Origin of the sequence: Enterococcus sp. DIV0008, assembly GCF_050542615.1 — a bacterium.
GTDB lineage: Bacteria > Bacillota > Bacilli > Lactobacillales > Enterococcaceae > Enterococcus_D > Enterococcus_D innesii.
In genome coordinates, this window is the sequence record NZ_CP172937.1 from 2,563,696 (window position 1) to 2,587,652 (window position 23,957).

General features: G+C 45.0%; 25 protein-coding genes. 4 read left to right on the forward strand and 21 right to left on the reverse strand.

Annotated features, from left to right (window positions below):
- Nucleotides 1-10 precede the first annotated feature (10 nt).
- From menH to menB, 5 genes are read right to left on the reverse strand one after another with little or no spacing between them, the layout of a single operon-like run.
- Nucleotides 11-850 (reverse strand): 2-succinyl-6-hydroxy-2,4-cyclohexadiene-1-carboxylate synthase, encoded by an 840-nt coding sequence (menH, locus tag IGI84_RS12035; protein ID WP_430600417.1) that lies wholly within the window; start codon nucleotides 848-850, stop codon nucleotides 11-13.
- The gene (gene menD, locus IGI84_RS12040; RefSeq protein ID WP_216682315.1) at nucleotides 847-2,559 is read right to left on the reverse strand and encodes a 2-succinyl-5-enolpyruvyl-6-hydroxy-3-cyclohexene-1-carboxylic-acid synthase; all 1,713 of its coding nucleotides are present in this window, start codon (nucleotides 2,557-2,559) and stop codon (nucleotides 847-849) included. Before menD ends, menH begins: the two co-directional genes overlap by 4 nt.
- Entirely contained in the window at nucleotides 2,552-3,916 is a 1,365-nt protein-coding gene (locus IGI84_RS12045; protein ID WP_220426387.1) for an isochorismate synthase, read from the reverse strand. The genes menD and IGI84_RS12045 overlap by 8 nt, the downstream gene beginning before the upstream one ends.
- Nucleotides 3,894-5,393 (reverse strand): o-succinylbenzoate--CoA ligase, encoded by a 1,500-nt coding sequence (gene menE, locus IGI84_RS12050; protein WP_081117518.1) that lies wholly within the window; start codon nucleotides 5,391-5,393, stop codon nucleotides 3,894-3,896. Before menE ends, IGI84_RS12045 begins: the two co-directional genes overlap by 23 nt.
- Nucleotides 5,393-6,208: a 1,4-dihydroxy-2-naphthoyl-CoA synthase gene (gene menB / locus IGI84_RS12055; RefSeq protein ID WP_010749830.1), complete on the reverse strand. Its 816-nt coding sequence runs from the start codon at nucleotides 6,206-6,208 to the stop codon at nucleotides 5,393-5,395. Before menB ends, menE begins: the two co-directional genes overlap by 1 nt.
- 188 nt (nucleotides 6,209-6,396) lie before the next feature.
- Between menB and IGI84_RS12060 the strand changes: the two genes are divergently transcribed.
- Both IGI84_RS12060 and IGI84_RS12065 read left to right on the forward strand, forming a co-directional pair.
- Complete coding sequence (locus IGI84_RS12060; protein ID WP_016612672.1) at nucleotides 6,397-6,765, forward strand: PaaI family thioesterase; 369 nt, start codon at nucleotides 6,397-6,399, stop codon at nucleotides 6,763-6,765.
- 202 nt (nucleotides 6,766-6,967) lie between these two features.
- On the forward strand, nucleotides 6,968-8,167 hold the full coding sequence (locus tag IGI84_RS12065) for an AI-2E family transporter (RefSeq protein ID WP_081117519.1): 1,200 nt from the start codon (nucleotides 6,968-6,970) through the stop codon (nucleotides 8,165-8,167).
- 46 nt (nucleotides 8,168-8,213) lie between these two features.
- On the opposite strand, the gene IGI84_RS12070 is transcribed toward IGI84_RS12065, so the two are convergent.
- From IGI84_RS12070 to IGI84_RS12140, 15 genes are all read right to left on the reverse strand, one after another.
- Complete coding sequence (locus IGI84_RS12070) at nucleotides 8,214-9,158, reverse strand: ROK family protein (protein WP_216682316.1); 945 nt, start codon at nucleotides 9,156-9,158, stop codon at nucleotides 8,214-8,216.
- Nucleotides 9,155-9,793: a GyrI-like domain-containing protein gene (locus IGI84_RS12075; RefSeq protein WP_216682317.1), complete on the reverse strand. Its 639-nt coding sequence runs from the start codon at nucleotides 9,791-9,793 to the stop codon at nucleotides 9,155-9,157. The genes IGI84_RS12070 and IGI84_RS12075 overlap by 4 nt, the downstream gene beginning before the upstream one ends.
- A gap of 276 nt (nucleotides 9,794-10,069) precedes the next feature.
- Entirely contained in the window at nucleotides 10,070-10,750 is a 681-nt protein-coding gene (locus tag IGI84_RS12080; protein WP_430600419.1) for an amino acid ABC transporter permease, read from the reverse strand.
- Nucleotides 10,750-11,601, reverse strand: coding sequence for a transporter substrate-binding domain-containing protein (locus tag IGI84_RS12085; RefSeq protein ID WP_194195088.1), 852 nt, complete (start codon nucleotides 11,599-11,601; stop codon nucleotides 10,750-10,752). Before IGI84_RS12085 ends, IGI84_RS12080 begins: the two co-directional genes overlap by 1 nt.
- Before the next feature lie 12 nt (nucleotides 11,602-11,613).
- Nucleotides 11,614-13,065 (reverse strand): amidase, encoded by a 1,452-nt coding sequence (locus IGI84_RS12090; protein WP_216691327.1) that lies wholly within the window; start codon nucleotides 13,063-13,065, stop codon nucleotides 11,614-11,616.
- 259 nt (nucleotides 13,066-13,324) lie between these two features.
- Complete coding sequence (locus tag IGI84_RS12095) at nucleotides 13,325-14,167, reverse strand: DUF368 domain-containing protein (RefSeq protein WP_216682319.1); 843 nt, start codon at nucleotides 14,165-14,167, stop codon at nucleotides 13,325-13,327.
- A gap of 121 nt (nucleotides 14,168-14,288) precedes the next feature.
- Nucleotides 14,289-14,798 carry a GNAT family N-acetyltransferase gene (locus IGI84_RS12100; RefSeq protein WP_086297857.1) on the reverse strand — a complete coding sequence of 170 codons (510 nt, stop codon included), beginning with the start codon at nucleotides 14,796-14,798 and terminating at the stop codon, nucleotides 14,289-14,291.
- A 112-nt stretch (nucleotides 14,799-14,910) separates the two neighbouring features.
- Complete coding sequence (locus tag IGI84_RS12105) at nucleotides 14,911-15,537, reverse strand: glycosyltransferase family 32 protein (RefSeq protein WP_010749841.1); 627 nt, start codon at nucleotides 15,535-15,537, stop codon at nucleotides 14,911-14,913.
- Nucleotides 15,538-15,712: 175 nt separating this feature from the next.
- Complete coding sequence (locus IGI84_RS12110) at nucleotides 15,713-16,816, reverse strand: alpha-hydroxy-acid oxidizing protein (RefSeq protein ID WP_010749842.1); 1,104 nt, start codon at nucleotides 16,814-16,816, stop codon at nucleotides 15,713-15,715.
- A gap of 146 nt (nucleotides 16,817-16,962) precedes the next feature.
- Nucleotides 16,963-17,382: an NUDIX hydrolase gene (locus tag IGI84_RS12115; RefSeq protein WP_081117531.1), complete on the reverse strand. Its 420-nt coding sequence runs from the start codon at nucleotides 17,380-17,382 to the stop codon at nucleotides 16,963-16,965.
- A 106-nt stretch (nucleotides 17,383-17,488) separates the two neighbouring features.
- Nucleotides 17,489-17,806, reverse strand: coding sequence for a DUF1292 domain-containing protein (locus IGI84_RS12120; protein WP_005228559.1), 318 nt, complete (start codon nucleotides 17,804-17,806; stop codon nucleotides 17,489-17,491).
- Between the two features lie 22 nt (nucleotides 17,807-17,828).
- Nucleotides 17,829-18,260, reverse strand: coding sequence for a Holliday junction resolvase RuvX (gene ruvX, locus IGI84_RS12125; protein ID WP_005234242.1), 432 nt, complete (start codon nucleotides 18,258-18,260; stop codon nucleotides 17,829-17,831).
- On the reverse strand, nucleotides 18,260-18,526 hold the full coding sequence (locus IGI84_RS12130) for an IreB family regulatory phosphoprotein (protein ID WP_005228556.1): 267 nt from the start codon (nucleotides 18,524-18,526) through the stop codon (nucleotides 18,260-18,262). The genes ruvX and IGI84_RS12130 overlap by 1 nt, the downstream gene beginning before the upstream one ends.
- A 145-nt stretch (nucleotides 18,527-18,671) precedes the next feature.
- Nucleotides 18,672-19,502: a TIGR03943 family putative permease subunit gene (locus tag IGI84_RS12135; RefSeq protein WP_220426389.1), complete on the reverse strand. Its 831-nt coding sequence runs from the start codon at nucleotides 19,500-19,502 to the stop codon at nucleotides 18,672-18,674.
- A gap of 3 nt (nucleotides 19,503-19,505) precedes the next feature.
- Nucleotides 19,506-20,453 carry a permease gene (locus IGI84_RS12140; protein ID WP_216682324.1) on the reverse strand — a complete coding sequence of 316 codons (948 nt, stop codon included), beginning with the start codon at nucleotides 20,451-20,453 and terminating at the stop codon, nucleotides 19,506-19,508.
- A gap of 220 nt (nucleotides 20,454-20,673) precedes the next feature.
- Here IGI84_RS12140 and IGI84_RS12145 point away from each other — a divergent pair, with 220 nt between their 5' ends.
- Nucleotides 20,674-21,036, forward strand: coding sequence for a thioredoxin family protein (locus tag IGI84_RS12145; protein WP_096741580.1), 363 nt, complete (start codon nucleotides 20,674-20,676; stop codon nucleotides 21,034-21,036).
- Between the two features lie 92 nt (nucleotides 21,037-21,128).
- Here IGI84_RS12145 and IGI84_RS12150 read toward each other — a convergent pair whose 3' ends face one another.
- Nucleotides 21,129-21,803: a redox-sensing transcriptional repressor Rex gene (locus tag IGI84_RS12150; protein WP_005228549.1), complete on the reverse strand. Its 675-nt coding sequence runs from the start codon at nucleotides 21,801-21,803 to the stop codon at nucleotides 21,129-21,131.
- 217 nt (nucleotides 21,804-22,020) lie between these two features.
- On the opposite strand from IGI84_RS12150, the gene IGI84_RS12155 reads away from it, so the two are divergent.
- A complete protein-coding gene (locus IGI84_RS12155) occupies nucleotides 22,021-23,952 on the forward strand; it encodes an ABC-F family ATP-binding cassette domain-containing protein (RefSeq protein WP_142425483.1) in 1,932 nt (643 codons plus the stop codon).
- The last annotated feature ends 5 nt before the right edge of the window (nucleotides 23,953-23,957 follow it).

The following is a 23,957-nucleotide window of genomic DNA, read 5'->3' on the forward strand; positions in this document are numbered from 1 at the left end:
TCTCTCCTTGTCAATCAGCTGACTGTGGCCCCGATCCTTTTACAAACCATTGATCGATTTCATGACGAACCTGTGTCGGCTGTTCTAAATGGATACAATGTCCAGCATTAGCAACGACTTTGATGGTCATCTCTGGTTGCAGCTGCTTCATTTGGTGGGCGATTTTACGAAACTTTAAATCTTTTTCCCCCGCTAAACAAAGAATTTCACAAGCTAGCTGCGGAAGTGCCGACCAACAGCTTGGCTGTTTGCCATTACCACCGTAAACCAAGCTTACTGCCAAGCCAAATTTATTTTGCTGCAAGCGACCTTGCCGTACAGCAGCCTGCTGCACTAAGGGTAGCTCCTTTTGACTAGCAAACAACGGCAGTTCTTGCCAGTAATCGACAAAATCGACCAGAGGCTCCCTTAGTAAGCGCAACGCTAACCAACGATCGTGTCGCTGACGAGCGAGTCGTTCCGCTGGATCAGCTAACCCGGGGGAACCACTCTCAAGCAAAAGATGGGTCACTGCAGCTGGTTCCATGACCGCCCAAAAAAGTGCGATTCGTGCCCCCATCGAGTAGCCATAAAGACCATAACGTTCAATCCCTAGCATCGCTAAAAGCTGTGCGAGATCCTCCACCAGTAAAGGAAGTTCATAACGCATGGGATGGACATAAATCGATGACCGTCCATGTCCAATCAAGTCGACTGCCAATACATTATAAGAACCTTCCTCTACAAAAACCGGTCGAAAACTTTCCGAAGAACCCGTGAAGCCATGCAATGCCACAAGGGTTGGTAAGGCTGGTCGGTACGGTTGCAACCACTGATAAAAATAACTGACGCCATTTATCGTGTCCCTCATTGCTGTGCTCCCGCCTCGCTAAACTGCTGTTGCAGTGCTTGCCAAGTGTTGACCGGATCTTTTTGCTCACCTTTCACTTCGATTATTTGAAAACGCGGCTGTTGGCTTGTTTCCGTTAAAATCGTTTGAAACTCTAGCAAAGAGGTCGGTGTGTGCCAATCTGCCTCATATAAGGCCGCCACTTTTTGAAACTCAAGATCTAACGGCGTGCCAAAGAGCGGGACAAAGTCGTTTGGTTCTAAGGTGTTTTGTGACAAAAAGGAAAAGATCCCACCACCGTTATTATTCAGTAAAATGATCGTTACTGGCAATTGATACTGACGCAGTAGTTGTAGGCCGTTCATATCATGGTACAACGCTAAATCACCAATCAACAAGTAGGTAGGCTTTTGACTGGCGGAAGCAATCCCAGCTACGGTCGAGACAAGGCCGTCGATCCCATTGACGCCCCGATTTCCATACACTCGATAAGTGGAGGTAGTTTTGCTGCCGTAGCGATCAAAGAAACGGATCGCATTGCTGTTTGCCAAAAGGATCTGCGCATCTTCGGGCAAACATTGTTGGAGCATGCGCACAGCGCTGCTCTCATCCCATTGTTGCAACTGCGGACATGCAGCAAGCACCTGATCTGCCCGCGCTTGAAGTGCTTGCCATTGTTGTTGCCACGCCATATTTTTGACGATCGGCAACTGGGTGATGGCCGCCACGAAAGTGCTGATCGCTGCTTCGATCAAATAGTTTGCCCGATGCAACTGGTCTTGCCACTGTCCCGATGGATCAACAAAGAGCCACGTCGTCGTATCCGCTGCTTTGTTCAACCATAATAGGACATTTTTAGTGACTGGTAAGCGACCAAAACGCACGACCACTTCTGGTTGGAAGGCAGAAGTCAATTGCGGGAAAACAAGATCGGCTTGGCTGATAAATGTTCCTACTTTGGTACCGGCTGTCGCCAAATTGGTCAATGGATCGCCGACAATCGGCCAGCCTAATTTCTCTGAAAAAGTCAGCAACTGCTGCGCTTCTTCGATCGTAAGGCTTTCTCCAGCAATCAGAATACCTTTTTTACCAAAGTAAGGGGCTAGCTGGGTGATCATCTCTGCTGACAGCTCTTGTTGTGGTGCCAGATAGCTCACGTCTTGCTGTATACTGCATTGGCGACTAAAGTCAGGCAACAGCGGCTCCCGTAATGGAAAGTTGATTTGGACAGGGCCTCTCGGCTGCTTTTGCGCTTCGATCGTGCAAGTTGCAGCTTGCCAAAAACTATAACGCAACAAAGCTGGGTCGTTTTCTGGCACCGTCATCTCTACCATCTTTTTGACGTGAGAGGCATACAAATTCTGTTGATCCATTGCTTGTGGCGCCCCAACGCCCCGCAGTTCTGGCGGGCGATCAGCCGTTAAGATGATCAATGGCAAGTTGGTAGCTTCTGCTTCACAAACGGCTGGATAATAATTGGCTGCTGCAGTTCCAGAAGTACACAGTAAGATTGTTGGCTGGAGATCAACTTTGGACATCCCTAAAGCAAAAAAAGCAGCCGAACGTTCATCGACAGCCACCGTACAGGTGATCTCAGGATCACGATGCAATAGTAGCGCCAATGGCGTTGAGCGTGAACCGGGACTAATAACCGCTCGCTTCGCACCCGCTGCTTTTAGTCCCTGGATTGCCGCTAATAAATAGTCTGTCATGACTGTCTGATTATTCATCTCCTAAGATCCCTCTCCTCATCGGTTGAAATTTTAACCGTGTTTCTTGACGTTCAGATTCTGCGTCTGAATCGGCAACGATCCCACAGCCCGCATACAGCGTTGCTTGATTGCCGCTAAAGAATCCTGAGCGGATCGCCACAGCAAACTCGCCAATATCTTCTTGAATACCCAACCAACCGATCGGTCCACCGTACATCCCTCTGCTGGCTGGTTCATGAGTACGAATCCATGAGACGGCTGCTTCTTTCGGTTCTCCCCCCAATGCTGGGGTCGGGTGTAGTTTTTGCACGGCGCTCAGAAAATTGACTCCTGCTTTTCTTTGCCCTGCTAAAGGAACAAACAAATGCTGAATGTCACGATTCTTGATGACGGAGCGGGCTTCTGATTGAAAGCCGTCAGCTAACAAAGTGGCCAATGCCGTTTCTAAGCGATCGACAACTACTTGATGTTCATGGGTATTTTTTGCGTCCGCTAAGAGGGCTTGTGCCAGTGCCTCATCTTCTTCTTTTGTTTGGCCTCTTGGTGCGGAACCTGCGATACTTACCGTTTCAAATTGATCGACAGTCGCTTTTAGCAAGCGTTCTGGCGTCGCACCAGCAAAAACATGGCCCCCATGTTCGATGGCAAAAAGATAGGTATTCGGCTGCTGTTGCGCCAACCGTTGCAACACCCCAGCACTAATGATCGACTGCTTCGTTTCTATCTTCATTCTCCTGGCCAGAACCACTTTTTTCAACGGTGTTTCGTTCGAGCGAATGGCTGCCACTGTCTCTTCGACCGTTTGCAACCATTGGGGCACCTCTAGTTCCTCTTGTGCCTGAAAAGCAGGCGTTTCTGCTACAAGACTCTTGTCCGGGTTGGCATTCAACCAGCTTGCGACTTTTTCCTGTAAGGCAGCGACTTTTTGTTGTCGTTGTTCCTCGGAAGAAGCGGCTACTGTATAAACGACGCCACACTGATCGCCAGTTTTGCGGACCAGTATTTCTGGCAACGCAAAGAGACCGGCACCTAGCTCAGCCCAATCCTGACTGACTTCTGCCTGTTCATCAAAAGCAAAGCCCCCAACCAGCTGCGCCTGAAAAGGTGCCTCTGGTTGATAATGGGCTTGCTTTAAGAGAGAGCGGACTTCTGAAAAGTCTGCAAGTTTGGGTTGCGAAAAAGTGACTAACCAACCCAATCCTACCATACTAGTCGTTTCATCAGGAGTACGCCAGAAATAGCGTTCCCCTTGATATTCGTGTGCCGCTGCATAAAGAGCCAGTAAGTCACACCTTTCTAAAGGCTGATACTCACTCAAATAGGTTTTCCCGGCAGCGATCGCTGCTTCATAATTACTTGTTGATTTGCTGTTCAATGTAGTTCACTCTTTCTTCACTCAGCAATAGCCGTTTTAAAAGTTTGCCGCTTGCTGTGCGCGGCATTTCTCGCACGTGATAAAAACGGCGCGGAAATTTATAATGGGCGATCTGCCCTTCTAATGTATCCAACAACGCTTGAAGTCGGACGGACTCATTTAACGTTAAATAAGCCGCGACAGATTGTCCCCACTCCTCGTCTGGTTCCCCCACCACAGCTGCCTCTTTGACCGCTGGATGCTGCAACAAGGCTTGCTCCACTTCTGCGGGATAGATATTTTCTCCACCAGATATGATCAGTTCGCTTGCACGACTGACTACATACAAAAAGCCCTCTTGATCAAGATACCCTAGATCTCCTGTGGCAAACCAGCCCTCTTGGTCCCACTGCTGTGGACTGCGATCGTTCAAGTAACGAGTCGTGATCGCAGGTCCTTGCAGGTGGATCTCTCCGATCGGCTGGGTACTTTCAACAGTCTGATGATCTGCCATTTTCGCATCAGCCGCAATTCGTAAATGGACACTTTGCAGGGGAACCCCTGAGGCGCCGATTTTTTCTGAAGCTTTTTCTGGTGGCAATGCCACCACTTGTGAACAAGTTTCTGTCATCCCATAGGATTGGATCACAGAAAGCTGTTTTTGCTGGCATTTTTCCAATATACTTTTGGCAATGGGCCCGCCGCCTAGCAGTACATAACGCAACGAATCAAAGCCATGTTGGGGCACCAATGGCAGCAAGTCCATCAACATTTTTGCCACCAAAGAAACGATCGTCCCTTTTCCTGCTTCAAGATCTTTTGCCATTTCTACAGCATCAAAGCGCTCATACAAACGAACACTCATTCCAAGTCGCAGTGAACGCAAGAGAATTGATAATCCACTGATATGGTACAGCGGAACTGCACAAAGCCAACAATCCTCACTAGTGATCGTTAAGTTCTTTTGAGTCGCTTCGGCACTTGCTAGATGATTCCCAAAGGTTTGCGGCACACCCTTGGGATTGCCAGTCGTACCGGATGTATACATAATCGAAGCTACCTGTTCTGCTTGATAGATTGCTTTATTAGGAACAAACGAAGGATCAAAAGAACTGGCAAGAGCCTTCGCCTGCTCCATCGCTTGTCCAAAGGCCATGCTGCGAACACCTGGGACTGCAGCTTGATCTGCCGTGATCAGCCAGTCGCAGTGGGCATCTTGCAATTGGAAGGTGATCTCAGCGGCTGTCAATCGCGTATTCAACAGCTGGACTTCGATCCCCAACTCCCACAACGCAAGGATCGTAAAAACCATTTCAGGGGAGTTATTGCTAAAAAGGGCTACCCGGTTTGGCTGATCAACGAACTGGGCTTGATAATAAGCAGCGTAAGCATAAACCTCTTTTTGCAAGGCAGCAAACGACCAGCTTTTTTCATGCCAATAAAAAGCTGGTCGTTCTGGATGAAGTTGTGCTTGCCTTTGCAGCCAACTCCCAGTCATTATGGGAATTTAGGGAATTGGTCGAAGTTTGGTTGACGTTTTTCTTTAAACGCGTCACGACCTTCTTTGGCTTCATCCATCGTGTAATACAATAAGGTCGCATCGCCGGCTAATTGCTGAATGCCAGCTAATCCATCCGTATCGGCATTCATTGATGCTTTGATCATACGTAACGCCAACGGGCTCTTTTGCAGCATCGTTTCGGCCCATTCCATCGTTTCATCTTCTACTCGATCAAGAGGAACGACTGTATTGATCCAGTTCATCGCCAATGCTTCTTCGGCAGTATATTGTTTTGTCATGAACCAAACTTCCTTGGCTTTTTTATGTCCGATCGTCCGTGCAAGATAGCCCGAACCATAGCCACCATCAAAACTACCGACATTTGGTCCTGTTTGACCAAATTTAGCATTGTCAGCGGCAATCGTTAAATCACAAACCAATTGTAAAACATTCCCGCCGCCGATCGACCAGCCTTTGACCATGGCAATCACCGGTTTTGGCAACGTGCGGATCAAGCGTTGCAGATCCAATACGTTTAAGCGAGGAACCTGATCTTCCCCAACATAGCCACCGTGACCACGGACTTTTTGGTCTCCGCCTGAACAAAAGGCTTTGTCGCCGGCGCCTGTCAAAATAATCACGCCGATGCCTGGTTCATCGCGACTGATTGAAAACGCATCAATCATTTCAAACACCGTTTTTGGTGTAAACGCATTGTGGACTTCTGGGCGGTTGATCGTGATTTTCGCCACTTTTCCATGTTGTTCAAATAAAATTTCATCGTACTCTTTTAAGGTTTTCCATTCTCTCATTACTTGTTCCTCCTCAATTCACATAGCTCTATTATACACATATCTAGTCGCTTTTCGTTAGAAATTGCTTTGTTTAAGGGAATTTCTTAAGACTTCTCCACCTGTTGCTGTCTTTCTTAGAACTTCGGCTGATTCTACTAAAACTCGTGCTATAATCATGGTAACTTTCTTAGAAAAAGGAGCAAAAAATGAACTTACTAGAAGCTTTAGAAATCGAAGTAGAAGCAGCAACAGCCGATTTTGTTCGTTTACGAATGCCGATCAAAGAACAGCACAAACAGCCTTTTGGTCTCGTTCACGGTGGCATTAACGGCGTTTTGATCGAGACTGCCTGCAGCATCGGTGCCAATCAAGCTTTGGCTCAAGAAGAAGCCTTCGCCGCCGGCATTGACCTACAAGTCAACCATCTAGCCGCCGCCCAAGAAGGAACCCTGATCGTAGAAGCTAGTCCTGATCGCATCGGTGCCCGTATCCAAACTTGGCAAGCCACTATTTGGTTAGCTAGCGGGTTAAAAACTGCCGTTGGTCGCTGTACCTTGACAACAGTGCGCAAATAATTCTTTTCGCTCCTGTGTTGTAAACACGGGAGCATTTTGGGCCTGGTTTATAAGAAGAGTTTCACCAGACAACTCCTTATGGACGAGCTTCTTTCAGTAAAGAGGATTCTAAAAGCGCGACAGTGTTTTTTCAAAAGGTACGTTGTTTTTTTACAGAATAGGGGTCTTTCGTTATAATGTAGCTAAGAAAGCGAGGCTTATTATGAAAAATAACCGATTGATCCACTTTTTAGGCGGCAAAACAAGCTATTATGTCTTAGGACTGATTATCTTGTCGGCAGTTGCTGTCTTTTTGCTAAATCAGATTTCTTTTTTATTTACACCCTTTTCAGCCATACTTACAGCTATTATCCCACCCTTTTTATTTGGGCTGATCCTTTACTATCTGTTTAACCCGGTGGTCGATAAATTGGAATCGAAAAAAATTCCCCGTAGTGTTTCGATTGCTGGGATCTATCTTTTGATTCTTTTGTTGATCGTCTTTGCTGGTTTCCAGCTTTACCCGATTTTGGAGCAACAAACCACCGATCTGATCAACAGCTTACCAAGTTTGGTCAGTGACTTTGAGAAAAACGCGACCGCCTTTTTAGAAAATACCCCGTTTCAAGATGAGATGGCACAAATTACAGACACATTGCAAAATATCACCAACAACATCATGAGTTTTATTGGGGACTATTGGGAAACTGGTGCTGCTGGGCTCAGCAGTTTGTTTTCAACGATTTCGACCTTGTTCATTGCTTTATTTACGGGACCGATCATTGCCTTTTTCTTATTGCGCAACCCCAACAAGTTTTATTTTTCAGTTCTCTCGTTAGTGCCACCACGTTTTCGCAAAGACTTTAATGAAATCGTCAAGATCTCTGACATACAAGTCGGTGCCTTTTTGAAAGGACAAATCATTTCTTCATTGATTTTAGGGGCGATCTATTGGGTCGTTTTCCTATTGATTGGCTTAGAGTATGCCAGTATTCTGGCGATCGCCGCTGGTCTGCTTTGCATCATCCCCTATATTGGTCCTTTTATCGTCTTTTTCCCAGGACTTTTCATTGCCGCACAAGACTCCACCGGGATGTTGGTTAAATTTTTGATTGCTTGGTTTGCTGTACAGTTGCTTCATGGGGATTTAGTCGTGCCCCGTGTGATGGGTGACCGATTAAAAATTCATCCTATTACGATTCTGGTTGTTTTATTAGTGATGGGTGATTTGATGGGGATCGTTGGAGTGATTTTCGGGATCCCAATTTATTGTCTGCTAAAAGTTCTTGTCGTTTACATGTTCCGCAAATTCAAGCAGCGCTATAACCGCTATTACGGTCAAGAGGGCAAATACTTCCACAGTGCCTTCACTAGCAAAGATTACCTAGGTGACGAAGACAAAGACACCAAGAAAAAAGCCTAAAAAAACTGTCGCGAATCGTTGGTTCGCGGCAGTTTTTTGGTCTATTTTATTTCAGCTCATGTTCCAAAAAGAAATGATAGAGCGCCCCTAATAAGTTTGCATCGTTTTGAAATTTGCACGCTTGGATTTCCGGCTTCGTCAAGGTCTGCTGCAAAATCGGTAAACTAGCTAGCAGTTGCTGATACTGACGGTCGATTTCTTCCACTACGATCGCTTGGGCACTGATGCCACCGCCAATCACGAAGCGCTCTAAGTCAATCACGGCTTGAACATTGAGCATGACACACGCGATTTCTCGGCAATACGCTGTAAACAGCGCCCAGACCTGTGGCTCTTTCTGATTGATGGCGTTAAAAACTGCTTCACCATCCGCAAGATCAGCTAAGCCTAGCAGTTGGGCGCTGCGGCGAATCATGGCGACCGCTGAACCGCTAAAACCTGCCAATTGCTGCAGGGTCAGTCCCTGATTAGCTGGTTGCTCAGCGTTTTCTTGAGCGTCACTTCTCTTAGTGGCATTTAGTAGAAAACTTAATTCCCCTGCCTGAAAATGTGCACCTTGGATCAGTTTTCCCTCAACGATTACGCCACCGCCCAAACCAGTACCTAAGGTTATGGCAGCCCCGTTTTGAATCCCTTTAAGGTTTCCTAGCCACCATTCAGCTAATGCGGCTGCTTTGCCATCGTTGGTCACAGCAAGCGGCACTTGATACTTTGCCAGCAGTTGTTTTAAGGAGACCCCATCCAAAAAAGGCAATGCCCCGCCAAACGAGATCGTCCCGGTCTCTGGGTTGACTTTTCCTGGGGTACCAACCGCAATGCCCCGAATGCTTCCATGAACGTCCTCAACGATCGTTTCAATCCCCGTCAAAAATTCCGCAAGATTTTTTGGCGTATCCATCCGTACTCGTGTCAGAATATTCCCCGAGCGATCAATGACAGCCGATTTGATTTTCGTGCCACCGATGTCGATGCTTAAATAGTTTTTATTCACTGAATCCCACCCTCTGCTTCTACTGCCCATCGCAGGACGGTTTTGGCTTTATCTGGTGAGATTTTTCGCGGATCAGACAAATAGATTTCTCGATGCTGGAACGTGTCCATCGTTGGACGGATCACTAACTGTTCTTGTTTTAACAGCTCCTTCATTTTCGCAAAGGTTTCCGCTTCAGTGTCAAAAGAGCCTGTATGCATCGCTTGCAGACACAGTCCTTCTTCATAGCGCTCAAAGATGAGCTTCTCTAGATTTAGATTGTCTTTCTTCTCTTTGACTGCCAAGAGCTGTTCTTGAAACAGTGTTTCCGTAACGGGCTCTGGTTGGCGAATCATGATTTTGTAGATCAATTCTTCTTTGTTGACGGCACCGTCTGGCTTTGTCAGCGAGGTCCATACGCCTTCCAAAGGAAAGACCGTGTATTCAAAGGGTTCATTGCCAAAAGCCCCTTTTTTCAATCCCATCCTGAGTGAATAAGAAATCGTATATAAAGCGGCGATCTCTTCGCTAAATTCAGGACGATTCGGATTGCCGCTGCCGCTCAAACTAATAAATTGATACGTTGGCACCTCGATCACTGTTGGTTTTTTGGGAAGATAAAGCTCTTTTTCTAGTTTGCGCCATTCATACTTCATAAAAGACCCTCCTCGATTTGCTTTTCTTTATTTTACCATGAATCACTTGAGCCGAACGAATGAAATATAGGCCGATTAAGTGAAGGAAAATAACTTGGGTAGCACCATTTTTATATTGAACCCAGTTTGACATTCCAGAAATCCCTACATCTTCCTTGCTTTCGCTTATTGTTTTATTATGACAATCTCCTTTCTTTTATCTTTTCAAATACAAAAACTGCAGAAAACATTTCCAGAAGAAATTGATTTCTGCAGTGATCGAGCCTCGGCTCTTTTTTATTGTCTTACGGTCTCATTAGCGGCAAAGCGTTTTGAAAAATGTTGTTCTAACCGCTTTTGCCCGGCTTCAATCAAAATGCACAACAGCCAATAGATGATGGCAACTAGCACATACATGGACATGTAATCAAAGGTTCGTCCGCCAACGATCTTGGCTTTTTGAAAAATATCAGGAATCGTGATCATTGCTGCCAAGGACGTCCCTTTCAACAAATCCATTGCCACATTACTCAATGCCGGTACAGAAATACGAAAGGCTTGCGGCAAAATAATCAGACGCATCGTTTTCGTAAAGGATAACCCTAACGCATAGGCAGCATCAAATTGCCCACGATCCACACCAGCAATTGATCCTCGGTAGATTTCCCCGATAAATGCGCTGCTGGTCAATGTAAAACAGATGATCGCAGCACTAAGCGCCGACAATTGATAAGGCAAGCCAAAATACAGTAGGAACAACAAGACCAGCGCTGGGACGCCTCTTAGAAATGAGAGGTAGCCCCGCACGAACCCTCTAATGATGGGGTTTTCCAACATCCCTAAGAAGGTGAGCATGATCCCTAAGAGGTTGCCACCTAGAAACGAAACGACAGTAATGCCGATCGTATAGGACAAGCCCGACAGCAAATAGGGCAATGAGTCCCACATCAACGGCAAATCAAGGGTTGGAATATACATTAGTCTGTTTCAACCGTTTGGATCGCTTGATCAGATTTTACTGAAATATCGGTTTGAAAATACGTTTCCGCAAGTTCTTTTAAACGGCCGTCTTCTTTCATTTCTGCTAAAACAGCATCCACTTTTTCCTGCAATGCTTTATGATCTTTCACAAATAAGAAGCCCGTTTCATTCGGATTAAAGTAAACATCTTCTAAAATTTTCACAGGGATATCTGGCAAAGCAGCGACTGCCATTTTTTGTAAATAGTAATCATTCAAGATCACATCCGTTCGACCATTCGCAACATCTGTCAAATACTGATCATTCGTTGCGTTGTCGTAAGTCACTAATTCTGCCCCATAGGATTCGGCTAAGCGCATGTAGCTGGTATTCGGTTCACCAGCGGCTTTTTTGCCATCCAAATCTTCTAAAGAAGCAATCCCAGAGTCATCACTTTTACGCACGATCATACTATCGAACGAGTATTTAATAGGCGTTGAGAGACTGAATTTTTCCGCCCGTTCATCCGTCAAACCAAAATCGTTGGCAGCAAAATCGGCTTCTCCACGTGTTAAAGAAGAAACTTGTCCATCGACATTGTACTCTTTAAATGTGATCTCTACGCCTAATCGTTTGGCGACTTCTTTTGCCACATCGACATCATAGCCCACTAATTCATTTTCATCGTTATAGTAAGACGATGGATACAAGGTTCCCGAAGTAGCAACAACCAATGTTTTGGCTTCTTCCACCTTGCTTAAACTGGTGTCTTCTTCCGTTGGCTTGCTGCAGGCACTTAACAGGACCCCCGCAAATAAACCTAAAAAGCCAACCATGGCAACGATTTTCCCTTTTTTAACTTGTTTCATAATATCCTCCTCTTAGTTTCCTTGTTTTGGCAACAGAAATCGTTGCTGTGTTTCAAATAAATAGCCGACTTGGAAAAGCAGATCTTCTCTGCCTTTAGAAGCCATAAATTGGATCCCTAGCGGCAACCCTTCCTCACTAAGAGCAGTTGGCAAGCTGATGGCTGGCTGCCCCGTTAAGTTGGCTAATTGAGTGTACGGTGTCAGAGCATAGCTCTTGGCAAACATTTCTTCGATCAACTCACCCGCAGCATTTTTTCCAAGCGTTTCGATCTCATGCAGTCTTTGGCGAATGCTATCGCTTTGTAAGTCTTCCTCAATCAAAGGGGCTGGAAAAGCCGTCGTCGGTGTTAAAAAGAGATCATAGGTCGAAAAGACTTCTTCCATTTTTTCTGCCAGCTGATCCCACCACTGCAAGGCAAGGACGTAATCGGCGGCAGGCAGTTTTTTTCCATATTGGTAAAGTGCCCAGGTCATCAATTCCATTTCTTCCCGTCTGACCGGTTCTTGACGAGCAGCATCGATCTCAGCAAACATCGCAGCTGTTTCGCCGCCATTCATGGCGTAATAGGTGGTCATCATTTGCTGACCATCCACTGGATAGCCCACTTCAACGACTTCGTGCCCCTGCTTTTCTAAAAATGCGGCTGCACTTCGGACTGCTTGGATGGCAGTTTCAGACACTTGGCCACCGGTCGGCGATGCGGTAGTAAAAGCAACCTTCAACCGCGGTTTTTGACTCGCTTGCTGATGATGCCATTCTACTTGCGGTGCCTGATAAGGGGCAGTCGGCTGTGACGTTCGCAACGCATAAAACAACTGTTCCGTATCACGCATAGAAAGCGTCAACGCAAAGTTGATGGAAGCGCCTTGCCAGCTGCGCCACTCACTAGGACCCACTGGCATCGTGCCACGGGTTGGCTTCAAACCAATCAATCCGCTAAAGGATGCTGGAATGCGGATCGATCCGCCGCCATCACTGGCACCCGCAATCGGAAACATCCCCGAAGCCACTGCCGCTGCCGCACCACCACTGGAACCACCAGCTGAATAGGCAGGATTCCACGGATTACGTGTAGGCCCATACAATGTTGGATCAGTGATATTTTTGAATCCAAATTCTGGTGCATTGGTTTGCCCTAACGGCACAAAGCCCGTCTCTTCTAAACGAGAGACAAAATGAGCCGTGCGACTGGCCCGTGCTTTTGCAAACAGTTTGGCTCCTGATGTTGCTGGCCACCCTGCTTTGTTTTGGCCGAGTATTTTTAATGGCATGGGTTGTCCACCAAAAACCGTTTTTTGAAGATGCTGCTCGTAATGCTGAATCGCTGCTTGCGGATCAAATGTTACAAGCGCATTCAAAAGCGGATCTTGTTGATTGACTTTTTCTTCGATCATCGCCACCCGCTCGGCAAAGCTAATTTGTCCTTGCCGCAATTGTTCCGCCCAATAGGTCGCATCTTGCATGCTTGTCCCTCCTTTTCCTCAAAAACCTCAAACAATTATCTAAACTGTAACACATGAAAAATTCTTCTTTATATAGACTACAATATACCAAACACTAGGAAATCTTTCAACAAAAATAGAACAGTTTTCCAACCTGTATCATATCGTTCTCAAATGTTCCCATCTTTTTACTACCAGCTGTCGACCAGCGCTTCTTCTTAGCTGCCCTCATCATTACCTAACAAAAACGGCACATCGCCAAACGATGTGCCGTTTTGATTTACTTGTATTTTTCTTCCAGCTTGCTCATCCAAAGACCTAACCCAGCCCCCAAGACAAACAAGATAATTCCGATGACGGCCGTTATCCAAGTAAAGCCGCTATAGTTTGCCACCGGAGGAATCACGATCAAACCCGTTGAGGCAATAACGATCCCTAAAATGAAGTGATAGACTTTTGAATGATAATGGGTCAATAGCCACTCCATCAATTTCGAAAACAACAGCATCACTGCCAAGCCGCCAATGGCGATCGGTAGAAAGACACCCATGATGTCAAAGCTCTTAAAGCCTTTCAACATCGGATCATAAAGGCCCAGAACGAGCAAAAGGTTTGAAGGACTCAAGCCGGGAACCAAAACACCTAACGCGATCAGACCGCCGGCGATCACAAAACCTATGAAATTGGCAGGAATCGTTCCTAAGATATCGCCCATAAAATAGAGGAACAAGAAGCCGATGACCATACTGCCGAAGAACCAAATCAAATCACCGGTTGTTCGTTTGCTTTTTAAAGTCGATTCTTTGGCAAGTGCCGGTAATGTCCCAATAATTGCCCCCGCAAAGCCCCATAAAACGATGATTTGATAATTTTGCAGCAGCCACTCTAATGGCTTCGATAAAAGACCGATCCCTACGATTCCCCCAATCCCTACTGGTAGGAAAAAGAGGAAATTCTCTTTAAAATTCTTCGTCAGATGTGCCATAAAGCGCAGCATCCGCTCATAAATGCCTAAGATGGCTGCCAATACGCCTCCTGAAACACCAGGCAAGATAAAGCCCAAGGCAATCACCACGCCTTTAAAAAAACGTGACAAAATACTTTCGTTTCTCTGTTTTTCCATTTACAATTGCTCTCCTTAGCGATGGTTTTCACCAATCGTTCTTTTTTCATCAATCCCTTTAACTATACTTGATTGCCAAAAAAATGGAAAGTAATTTCTAATTCCTCATACAAGGCGGCACTCAAAGTTCTTTTAGCATCAAGAAATCCGTCTGCTCATCATCCCCCATAAAAAAGGAATGACTGCCAACTCTTTCAAAGCCCATCGTATGATAAAAAGCCAACGCATTGTCGTTGAATTCCCAAACGCCTAACCAGATCGACTTTTTCTGCAGCTCTTTGGCGGTCTCTTGGGCAAACAGCAGCAGTGTTTTGCCATAGCCCATCCGCTTATGTTCTTTTTTGATATAGATTCGTTCAATTTCCAACCCCTCTGGGGCGATTGCTTCCGTTTGCGCCTCCCCCCAGTTAAGTTTGATATATCCTACGGTTTGATCATTTTCTTGTAAAAAATAAAACGCCGATTGCGGATTTTCTAACTCTCGGGTCAGTTTCGGCAGATTGTAGGCTTCTTCTAGATAGATGCGGGTATTTTCCTCCGTATTGAAAGGAGCAAATGTATCGTAATAGGTGGATACGCTGATTTCTCCCAATTCTTCTAAATCTGCCAAAGTACATCGTTTGATAGCCATCAAAACGCCTCCTTTTTTTATCAAGCTATTCTATCACATCTCCATTATCCCTTGCAAAAGCAAAAAGGACGGACAGCTTTCCCACTGTCCGTCCTTTCATAGACTTACTCTTTTATAACCAAGACCCAGAAAACTGATGGATCACCATCGTACTCGGATCTTCTTCAACCTCACCCGTGATATAGCTTTTTGGTGAAAACGTCATTTGCGGGAAGATTTCTACGCCTTTAACGGTTTGTCGTTGATTATTCAATTCTAATCCGTGGTTTTGCAGCAGTTCCGTCACTCGGATCACATTGGTGACGACATCTTCCGTTTTTTCTGCCCGGACAAATTTTCGGTCATCGTAATCGTGGTACCATTCTTCCATAAAGGGATGGTGCGGCACCGCTCCAATGATCCCAGTAGAAATCTTGGTTTCGATCTCAAAGCCCATAAATGCCTCCAGTGTCAAGAGCTCATCTAAAGGTTTGACCACCTCGATATCGGTATCCATATAAATACCGCCTTCTGTCACTAACGCATACAAACGAACCACATCTGACACAAATGCCCATTCTTCTTGGTCATAGGCCTCTTTTAGATAAGGACCGAATTTTGAAAGGTCGATCGTTGATTCATCCCAACGTTTGATCTCATAATCCGGACAATATTTTTTCCAGGTATCCATGTATTTCTTTTCTTGTTCACCTAATGGATTGCCGCCAAACCAGCAATAATGAATAATTTTTGGAATCATCAATCTCTCTCCTTTAGTTTATTGGTCTCTTTTAAGTGTAGCGGATTTTGCAATTGTTTCAAAATCATATACACTTTTTACGGCGAAAAGAACTGTTTCCTCTGCTCTTCAGGATCAGAAAGGATCATTGAAAAAGCACCTGAGTCAACGACTCGAGTGCTTTTTGAGGGATTGCTTATAAATAACGATTGTCCCGTAAAACGGCTTTTTTGATATCTGCCACCGTTTGCGTCCCCGCAAGCTGCATGACCATCTCCAATTCTTTTTTGAAGAAATCAAAGACTTGTTGAACACCGGTAGCACCACCTAGAGCCAACCCATAGATCACTGGGCGGCCGATCGCCACTAGATCTGCTCCGCAAGCAATCGCTTTAAAGACATGCTGTCCACGCCGTACCCCGCTATCAAAGACGATCGGCGCCCGACCTGCCACTGCTTCAGCCACGATCTGTAAGGAATCAAAGGAAGCTGGGCCACCATCCAATTGGCGTCCCCCGTGATTTGAGACCCAAATCCCTTGTGCACCTGCCCCTAAAGCTCGTTCCACATCTTCTTCTGATTGCACCCCTTTGACATAAACTGGCAAGTCAGATTCTTTGGCGATAAAAGCGACATCCTGGGGACTTAATTTTTGTTTTGAGGAGCCGTAAACGGCATCCATCGTTTGTCCGATCCCTGATTGATAGGCCTGAACGATCGGCATTGCCAACGGAAAGGTGAAGCCATTGCGGCGATCCGTTTCTCGATTGCCCCCAACAGTTGCATCTGCGGTCAAAACGATCGCTTTGGCGCCATTGCGTTTTGCCATCGCCAAGATGTCTTTATTGATGCCATCGTCTTTACTCATATAAAATTGGAACCACTGCGGCGCTTCTTGGCCACCAGCTGCTCGGATTTCTTCCAACGTACAAGAGGCATACGAACTCGCCGTATAGATCGTGCCAAAACGTGAAACACCTTTGGCTGACGCTTGTTCTGCCGCAACATTTGCTAAGCCGTGGGCAGCCACAGGCGCCATAATGATTGGCGCTGACAACGTATCACCGCCAAAGGACAACGTTGTGTCCGGTAATTCAATGTCCTTTAAGACATGAGGAATGATCAATTTGTGATTGAAGGCGCGTTCATTTTCTTGATAGGTAAAAATATCCCCCGCACCACTGCTGATATAGCCATACCCACCTTTAGGAATCACTTCCTCTGCCGCGATCTCCAAATCGCGCATATTGATAAAATCAATTGCTCCTTCTGCTGTACTTGCTTGATAAATTTTTTCCATGCCTTTCCCTACTCTCCAATAAGATAACGTTTACATTTTCATCCTACGCCTGATTGTAGGATCACGCAACTCATTCGCTCACTCTTTCAAATAAGCTTCTTTTACTTTCCCACTCAAGACAGCCCTCCATTGAGCTGGCTGAATTATTATTTTGCTCGTTTAACATATTCTGCCAATAACAACGGCTGAATCGTTGGATATGTCCAGCTGGTAGGCGGCTCTGCCATTACATAGATTGCTTCGATCTCTGAGGTCAATTCATCCTGCAAGTCCGTGATCTGGGCTTCAAACACCAAGCCGTAATCGGTCTCCCCGTCTTTTTCTACCCCATAGATAAATAACGGCTCTAGAGTAAATTGCTTAGCGCCTGTTTCTTCTTTTAATTCACGGGCGGCACACTCTGTGATGCTTTCTCCTAGTTCTCGCTTACCTCCGGGTATTTCTAATGTGTCTCGTTCTTTGTGTTTGACATAGACGAGCTTTTCTTGATACTTGCTGATGATCACCGCAAAAACTAGCTGCTCTTCTGCGATCTTTTCAAGCTCAAAAATCGTTACGTGATTCATTTTACTCATTCCTTTCAAAAAAGCAGGCTTGCTTCTATAATAAACAGTCGTTAAAAATCAAAAAAAGTGCTGATCCCTTATGAAAAGGGCCAGCACTTGCAGCTTATTACTCTTCTTCTTCCGCCATGAATGTGTTGAAGACTTCTTCAATCATATCCCATTCTGCTTCTGTTTCGATCTGTTCTAATTCACCTTCAGAACCGTCTTCGTTTTCAATATAAGCGTACGCTTGTAATTCAACATCTTCTTCTTCTGGTACGCCTGCTGGATAAAGCAAGACGTAGTTGCGGCCGAATTCTTCCGTACCGTCAACCGTTAATAGAATTTCGTATAATGTTTCATTTCCTTGATCATCGATTAAAGTAATGTGTTCATGTCCTTCATGATCGTGATCGTGGTTATGATCGTGTGTATGTTCTGACATTTATTTTCCTCTTTTCTGTAAATTAAAACAGCTGTTTCCCAGCACCATCTAAATAATTCTGCAAAATCATGACTGCTGCTAATTTATCAATCACTTTTTTTCGTTTGGCACGCGAGGTATTCGCCTGTTCTACCAGCATTCGTTCTGCTTGAACGGTCGTCAGACGTTCGTCTTGGTAAACGACCGGCAAACCGAATTGCTGTTCGATCGCTGCGCCGTAAGCCATAGAAGCTTCCGCTCTAGGTCCGATCGTATTATTCATATTTTTAGGTAGTCCTACCACAAAACGTGAGACTTCATATTCTTTCACCAATTCAGCAAGTCGATCATAACCGAAATTGCCTTCATCTTCATTGATGCGAATGATCTCAATCCCTTGTGCTGTCCAGCCCATTGGGTCACTGACCGCCACGCCGACTGTCCGCGAACCAACATCCAATCCCATGATTCTCATTATAGGTTGATCCCGTGATTGCCTAAATAATAACGGATCAGAACTTCCATGATCTCATCCCGTTCGTGACGACGAATCAAATTCCGGGCATCCCGATAACGAGGAATGTAAGCCGGGTCGCCAGAAAGGAGATAACCGACGATTTGATTGATCGGATTGTATCCTTTTTCCTCTAATGCTCGGTAGACGATAGCTAATGTTTCGCTGACTTCTTTTTTACGGCTATCATCAAAATCAAAGCGAACTGTTTCATCTGTAAAACCCATTTCACGACACCTCTCTTTTGTATAGATTTTAGCATATGTTCCTTCTATATTGTACTAAACGTTTGATAAAACTACAAACATATGCTTAGATTTTCTCCATTATAACAAAGGTTTATGATGTTTTTATGAACTTTCTTAAAAAAAGCTAGAAAGCGCGATAGACATACTGATTTTCTGGTGCTTCAATCGTCTTCTCTTGGTCTGCTACCACCATCGGCAAGTCCCGTTTGAAGGGTTGATAGTACTTCGATTGGATCGTCCCTTCCACGTGGAGCCACTGGTTATTTTCTGCCGTTGTTTGTTGAGGTAATTCCACTCGCAAGCCAAAAACGCCTGAATCAGCCACACAATGGATAATGCCAAAACGAAACAAAAAGATTTCATTGGCATCATCTTGATCTGCATGGTACACAAATCCATCATAGGTGATTTTCTTACCAATGAATTCACTCGGGTACGTATAGATCAACTCCATGACTTCCAAGTAATTTTCTTCCGTTACCGCAATCGTCTCATCTTTGGCGTAACGTGCCAATGCGGCATCCATCTGAGTGTCATAATCTTCTTTGTTAAAATAAAGACTTGTATCGGGTTTCAGATATTGGGTCGTCATTTCTGGATCCCCTACAGATTCTTCACTTAGGGGGAAATTAAACCCTTTTGCTTCAACGATCGTCGTATCCAAGCTAACGGTGGGGAAAAAGAGCCCCACGATGATCGGTAAGGCTAATAGAAAATACGCAATCACTCGTTGGTATTTTTTCCCTAATCCATGCTGGTGCTCGTCGTCATGATGATGATCGGGCTCTTGTTTGACCCAAAAGTACAGCTGGACCAAAGCCAACAATAAAGAAATGATCATAGATAAAATAGCGAGATAGCGATAATGAATGTTGATAAACTGATTGAGTTTGCCCGTCACTTGCAAATACATCATTAATTCAAAATAGCCTGATAAGATCAAAAAACGAATCATTCTTTACACCACCCATGCATAAATTGAAACGACGATTGCGACTAAACCAACTAAAGAAGCGATAAAACGCCCCGAAAAGTACCGCTTCATCATCAACAGGTTTTTAATATCTACCATTGGACCAAAAACCAGGAAACCGACGACTGGTCCCGTGCCGAATAAACTCAACAACGAAGAGCCGATAAAGGCATCTGCTTCGGAACATAGGGATAACGTTAGTGCCAACAGCAGCATGACGAAGACCGCTAACAGCTTCGTGGAGCCTAATGTCAGCATCAAGCCAGTTGGCAGATAGGTCTGCATCGCTGAGGCGATCAACGCACCAATGATCAAATAACGCCCAGTATCGAAAAACTCATCCAAACTATGCTGCAGCAAATGACGAATCTGCCGAAGGAGCGGATGACTGGTCTTTTCTGTTTGATGGTGGGCGTGATCATGCCCATGATGGTGTCGGTGAGCTGCCTGCTCATTCCCGCCACTTAATTGATTGGCAAGCCGTGTTTTTAAGACCTCTTGTTTGTTAAAATACGCCAGCCAGATCCCCACGACCATTGCGACCAATAAGCTGCCCAGTACACGCAAAAAGGCGAACTTCGCGGAATTTCCAAAGGCAATGAATGTAGAAAAAATCACGATAGGATTGATGATCGGTGCAGTCAGCATAAAGGCAAACGCCGTATACACTGGAACCTCTTTTTTTACGAACTGATTAACGATCGGTACGATCCCACATTCGCAGGAAGGAAAAAAGACCCCCAGACCACAACCAACTGTGATCGATGCCAATTTGTTTTTTGGTAAGAGTCTCGTGACTCTTTCTGGCGTCAAGAAGACTTGTAAAGCACCTGAGATCAAGCAGCCCAATAGGACAAAGGGCAAGGCTTCAATGACGATAGATAAAAAAATAACACTCATTTGCAGGACAGAATTCGGTAATGCCTGAAACATAACTTTAACCTTCTTTATCAATAAATTCGAAACGCTGGAATTACTATACGTTTTTTCCTTTTTTTATACAACGTTTTTTTTAAAGCAGCCTATTTTTTTAATCGTTGCTTTAGATTTCCCTTATCTTTGAATCCTTCTTACTCATTTAAGCGATCAGCTGCTAGCAGATATTTTGACTTTTCCTCAAGAACAGCGTACATTTTCCATGGAGGAATGACTTATGCAAAAAAATCAACCGATCCAAGAGCAGCTCGACCAACATCCGTTGGCACTACTCTATCTCTCTCAACCGAATTGCAGTATTTGTGTTGCAGACAAACCACGCATCCAAACACTGGCACAAACCCAACAACTCCCCCTATTTACCATCAACACGCTGGCAGAGCCAGAAGCAGCCAGTTTATTTTCGGTCTTGACGGTTCCCGTCGTCCTCTTGTTCGCGAATGGGAAAGAAGTGCATCGTGAAGCCCGCATCATCGATTTCACACGTTTGACTCAACAAATCTTGCGGTATCAAAAAGCGCTCACAAGCGTTGAGGAGCAAGATTCCTACGAATCACTTTTTGACCAGTTAGACGAGTAAGTTCAGTGAATAAAAGTCAAAAAAAGCTGTCAGATCGTTGTGTATACTACGATCTGGCAGCTGTTTTGCTGGTTCCTATTTATGTGATGCGATTATTCGCTTAGTGATGGTTCTTCTACTGGTTCTTCATGTGACAAGACGTTGCCTGAATGCAAGAAATAAATCAATGTTTGCAATTCATTGGTTAAGTCAACGTTTTGAATCAGCACGCCTTTTGGTGCAGTGATTCGCGCAGGTGTAAAGTTCAAGATTCCTTTAATGCCAGCTTTCACAAGCTCGTTCACTAAATCTTGTGAATGTTGTGCGGGAACCGTCAAAATAGCCACATCGATCTGTTGGATCTTCACTTGTTCCTTCATGTCATCCATTGGATAGACCGGCACACCATCTACGATTCGACCAACTAGATCTTCGTTGACATCAAATGCGGCACTGATCCGAATGCTGTTGCTTTGGTGAAATTTGTATTTCAACAAGGCGCTCCCCAAGTTTCCGACACCGACTAAAGCTACATTCGTCATGTGGTCTTCGTTCAATGTCTTCGCAAAGAACTGCATCAAGCTTTCAACATCATAGCCGTAGCCGCGTTTTCCTAATTCACCAAAGTAGGAAAAGTCGCGGCGGATCGTCGCACTATCAACTTGAACAGCTTCACTTAGTTCGGTCGAAGAAACTTTTAATTTGCCTGCTTGGTGCAAAATACGCAAGTAACGATAATATAAAGGCAATCGCTTCGCTGTTGCCTTTGGAATTTGATGATCTTTCAAAGAATACTCCCCCATTGTGAAAAATTCACTTGTGATGAAGCTATCATAACAAATACATTGTTCAAAAATCAATTTGAATGCTCATAATTTGAAATATAAATTTTATAATGGTAAAATCAAACTTTTTCCCAATCGCCGTTTCCCCTAAAATATGATAGACTTGTAGTATTGCAACCTTGATACAGACAAGTTTCTTAAAGATAGGAATGACATACACATGATTTTATTACAAGCCAACCAAATCGCCCGTCTTTTCGGAGCCGAGGTTTTATTTGAAAATATCCAATTAGAGATTGCCAGCAATTCCCGAATCGCGCTTGTTGGGCGCAACGGTGCTGGTAAATCAACGCTACTGAAAATTATTGCTGGACTCGAAAGTCCTGATAAAGGAACGATCGCTAAAAACAAAACTGCTACGATGGGCTACTTAGCTCAAGATACCGGACTTGATAGTCAGGCCACCGTTTGGGAAGAAATGCTAGGAGCTTTTGCAACGGTTCGGCAGATGGAGCAGCGCATGCGTACCTTAGAGATCGCTATCTCCGAAGCAGATCCTGCTGCTGACTCTGGCAATCTCCTGAAAGAATACGACCAGTTGCAGCATGAATTTGCAGAAAAAAACGGCTATGGCTATGAAAATGAAATTCGCTCCGTCTTGCACGGCTTTCAGTTTGATCCTTCTTTTTACACACAGCCGATCGATACCCTTTCCGGTGGTCAAAAAACCCGTTTGGCATTAGCAAAAATGCTGCTGCAAAAACCTGATATCTTGATCCTGGATGAGCCGACCAACCATTTAGACATCGAAACGTTATCTTGGCTGGAAAACTATCTACAAGGATATGCCGGTGCGTTGCTGATCGTTTCCCATGACCGTTACTTCCTAGACAAAGTCGTCAACGAAGTCTACGAACTGAGTCGCCAAAAAATGCGCCACTACAAAGGCAATTACAGCCGCTATTTGACCCTGAAAGCCGAACAGCTGCAAAGCGAATGGAAAGCCTTTGAAAAGCAGCAAGAAGAAATCAATAAACTGGAAGACTTTGTTGCCCGCAATCTTGTCCGTGCCTCTACCACCAAACGCGCGCAAAGTCGCCGTAAGCAATTGGAGAAAATGGACCGGTTGGATCGCCCGCAAGGAGATGAAAAGTCCGCCCACTTCCTTTTTTCCATTGAAAAACCTTCAGGAAATGTTGTAATGCAAGTAGAAAATGCCGCTATCGGTTATTCTGAAGAAGAAGTCTTATCGGCGCCCATCGACTTAGATGTTCGGCGCAAAGATGCGATCGCTTTAGTAGGACCGAATGGGATCGGCAAATCAACCTTACTGAAATCGCTGATTCATAAAATCCCCTTTATTCAAGGAAAGGTCCATTTTGGCGCCAATGTCTCAATCGGGTACTATGACCAAACTCAATCCGATCTGCACTCAACCAAAACGATCCTCCATGAGCTTTGGGATGACCACAGTACCACACCTGAAGTCGAGATTCGCAATATATTAGGCAGCTTCTTATTTTCGGGAGAAGATGTTGAAAAGCCGATCACGCTGTTAAGCGGTGGCGAAAAAGCCCGTGTCGCTTTGGCAAAATTAGCCATGGACCATGACAATTTCTTGATTTTGGATGAGCCAACCAACCACTTAGACATCGACAGCAAAGAAGTCTTAGAAAATGCCCTGATCGATTATGAAGGCACGTTGTTCTTCGTATCTCACGACCGCTACTTTATCAATCGAATCGCCACCAAGGTCGTGGAACTGTCTGAAAATGGCAGCAAGCTCTATCTAGGCGATTACGATTATTATTTAGAAAAGAAACAAGAAGAAGCTGAAATCGCAGCGATGCTGGAAGCAAAAACAACCGAAACCACCATTTCAGCAGGCAAACAAAACTTTGTCCAAAGCAAAGAACAGCAAAAAGCCGTTAGAACCTTACAGCGAAAAGTCGCCCAAATCGAAGAAGAGCTTGCCAAGATAGAAGAAACGATCCAGCAACTGGAACAAGACATGACCGCACCAGAAGCGTTGAATGATCATGTAAAATTGACCGCGTTGAATCAAGCGTTAGAACAAGCCCGCACTGAACAAGAAGCCCTATTAGAAGCATGGGAAAATACTAGCTTAGAACTAGAGGTATTTGAAAGTTGATCGTG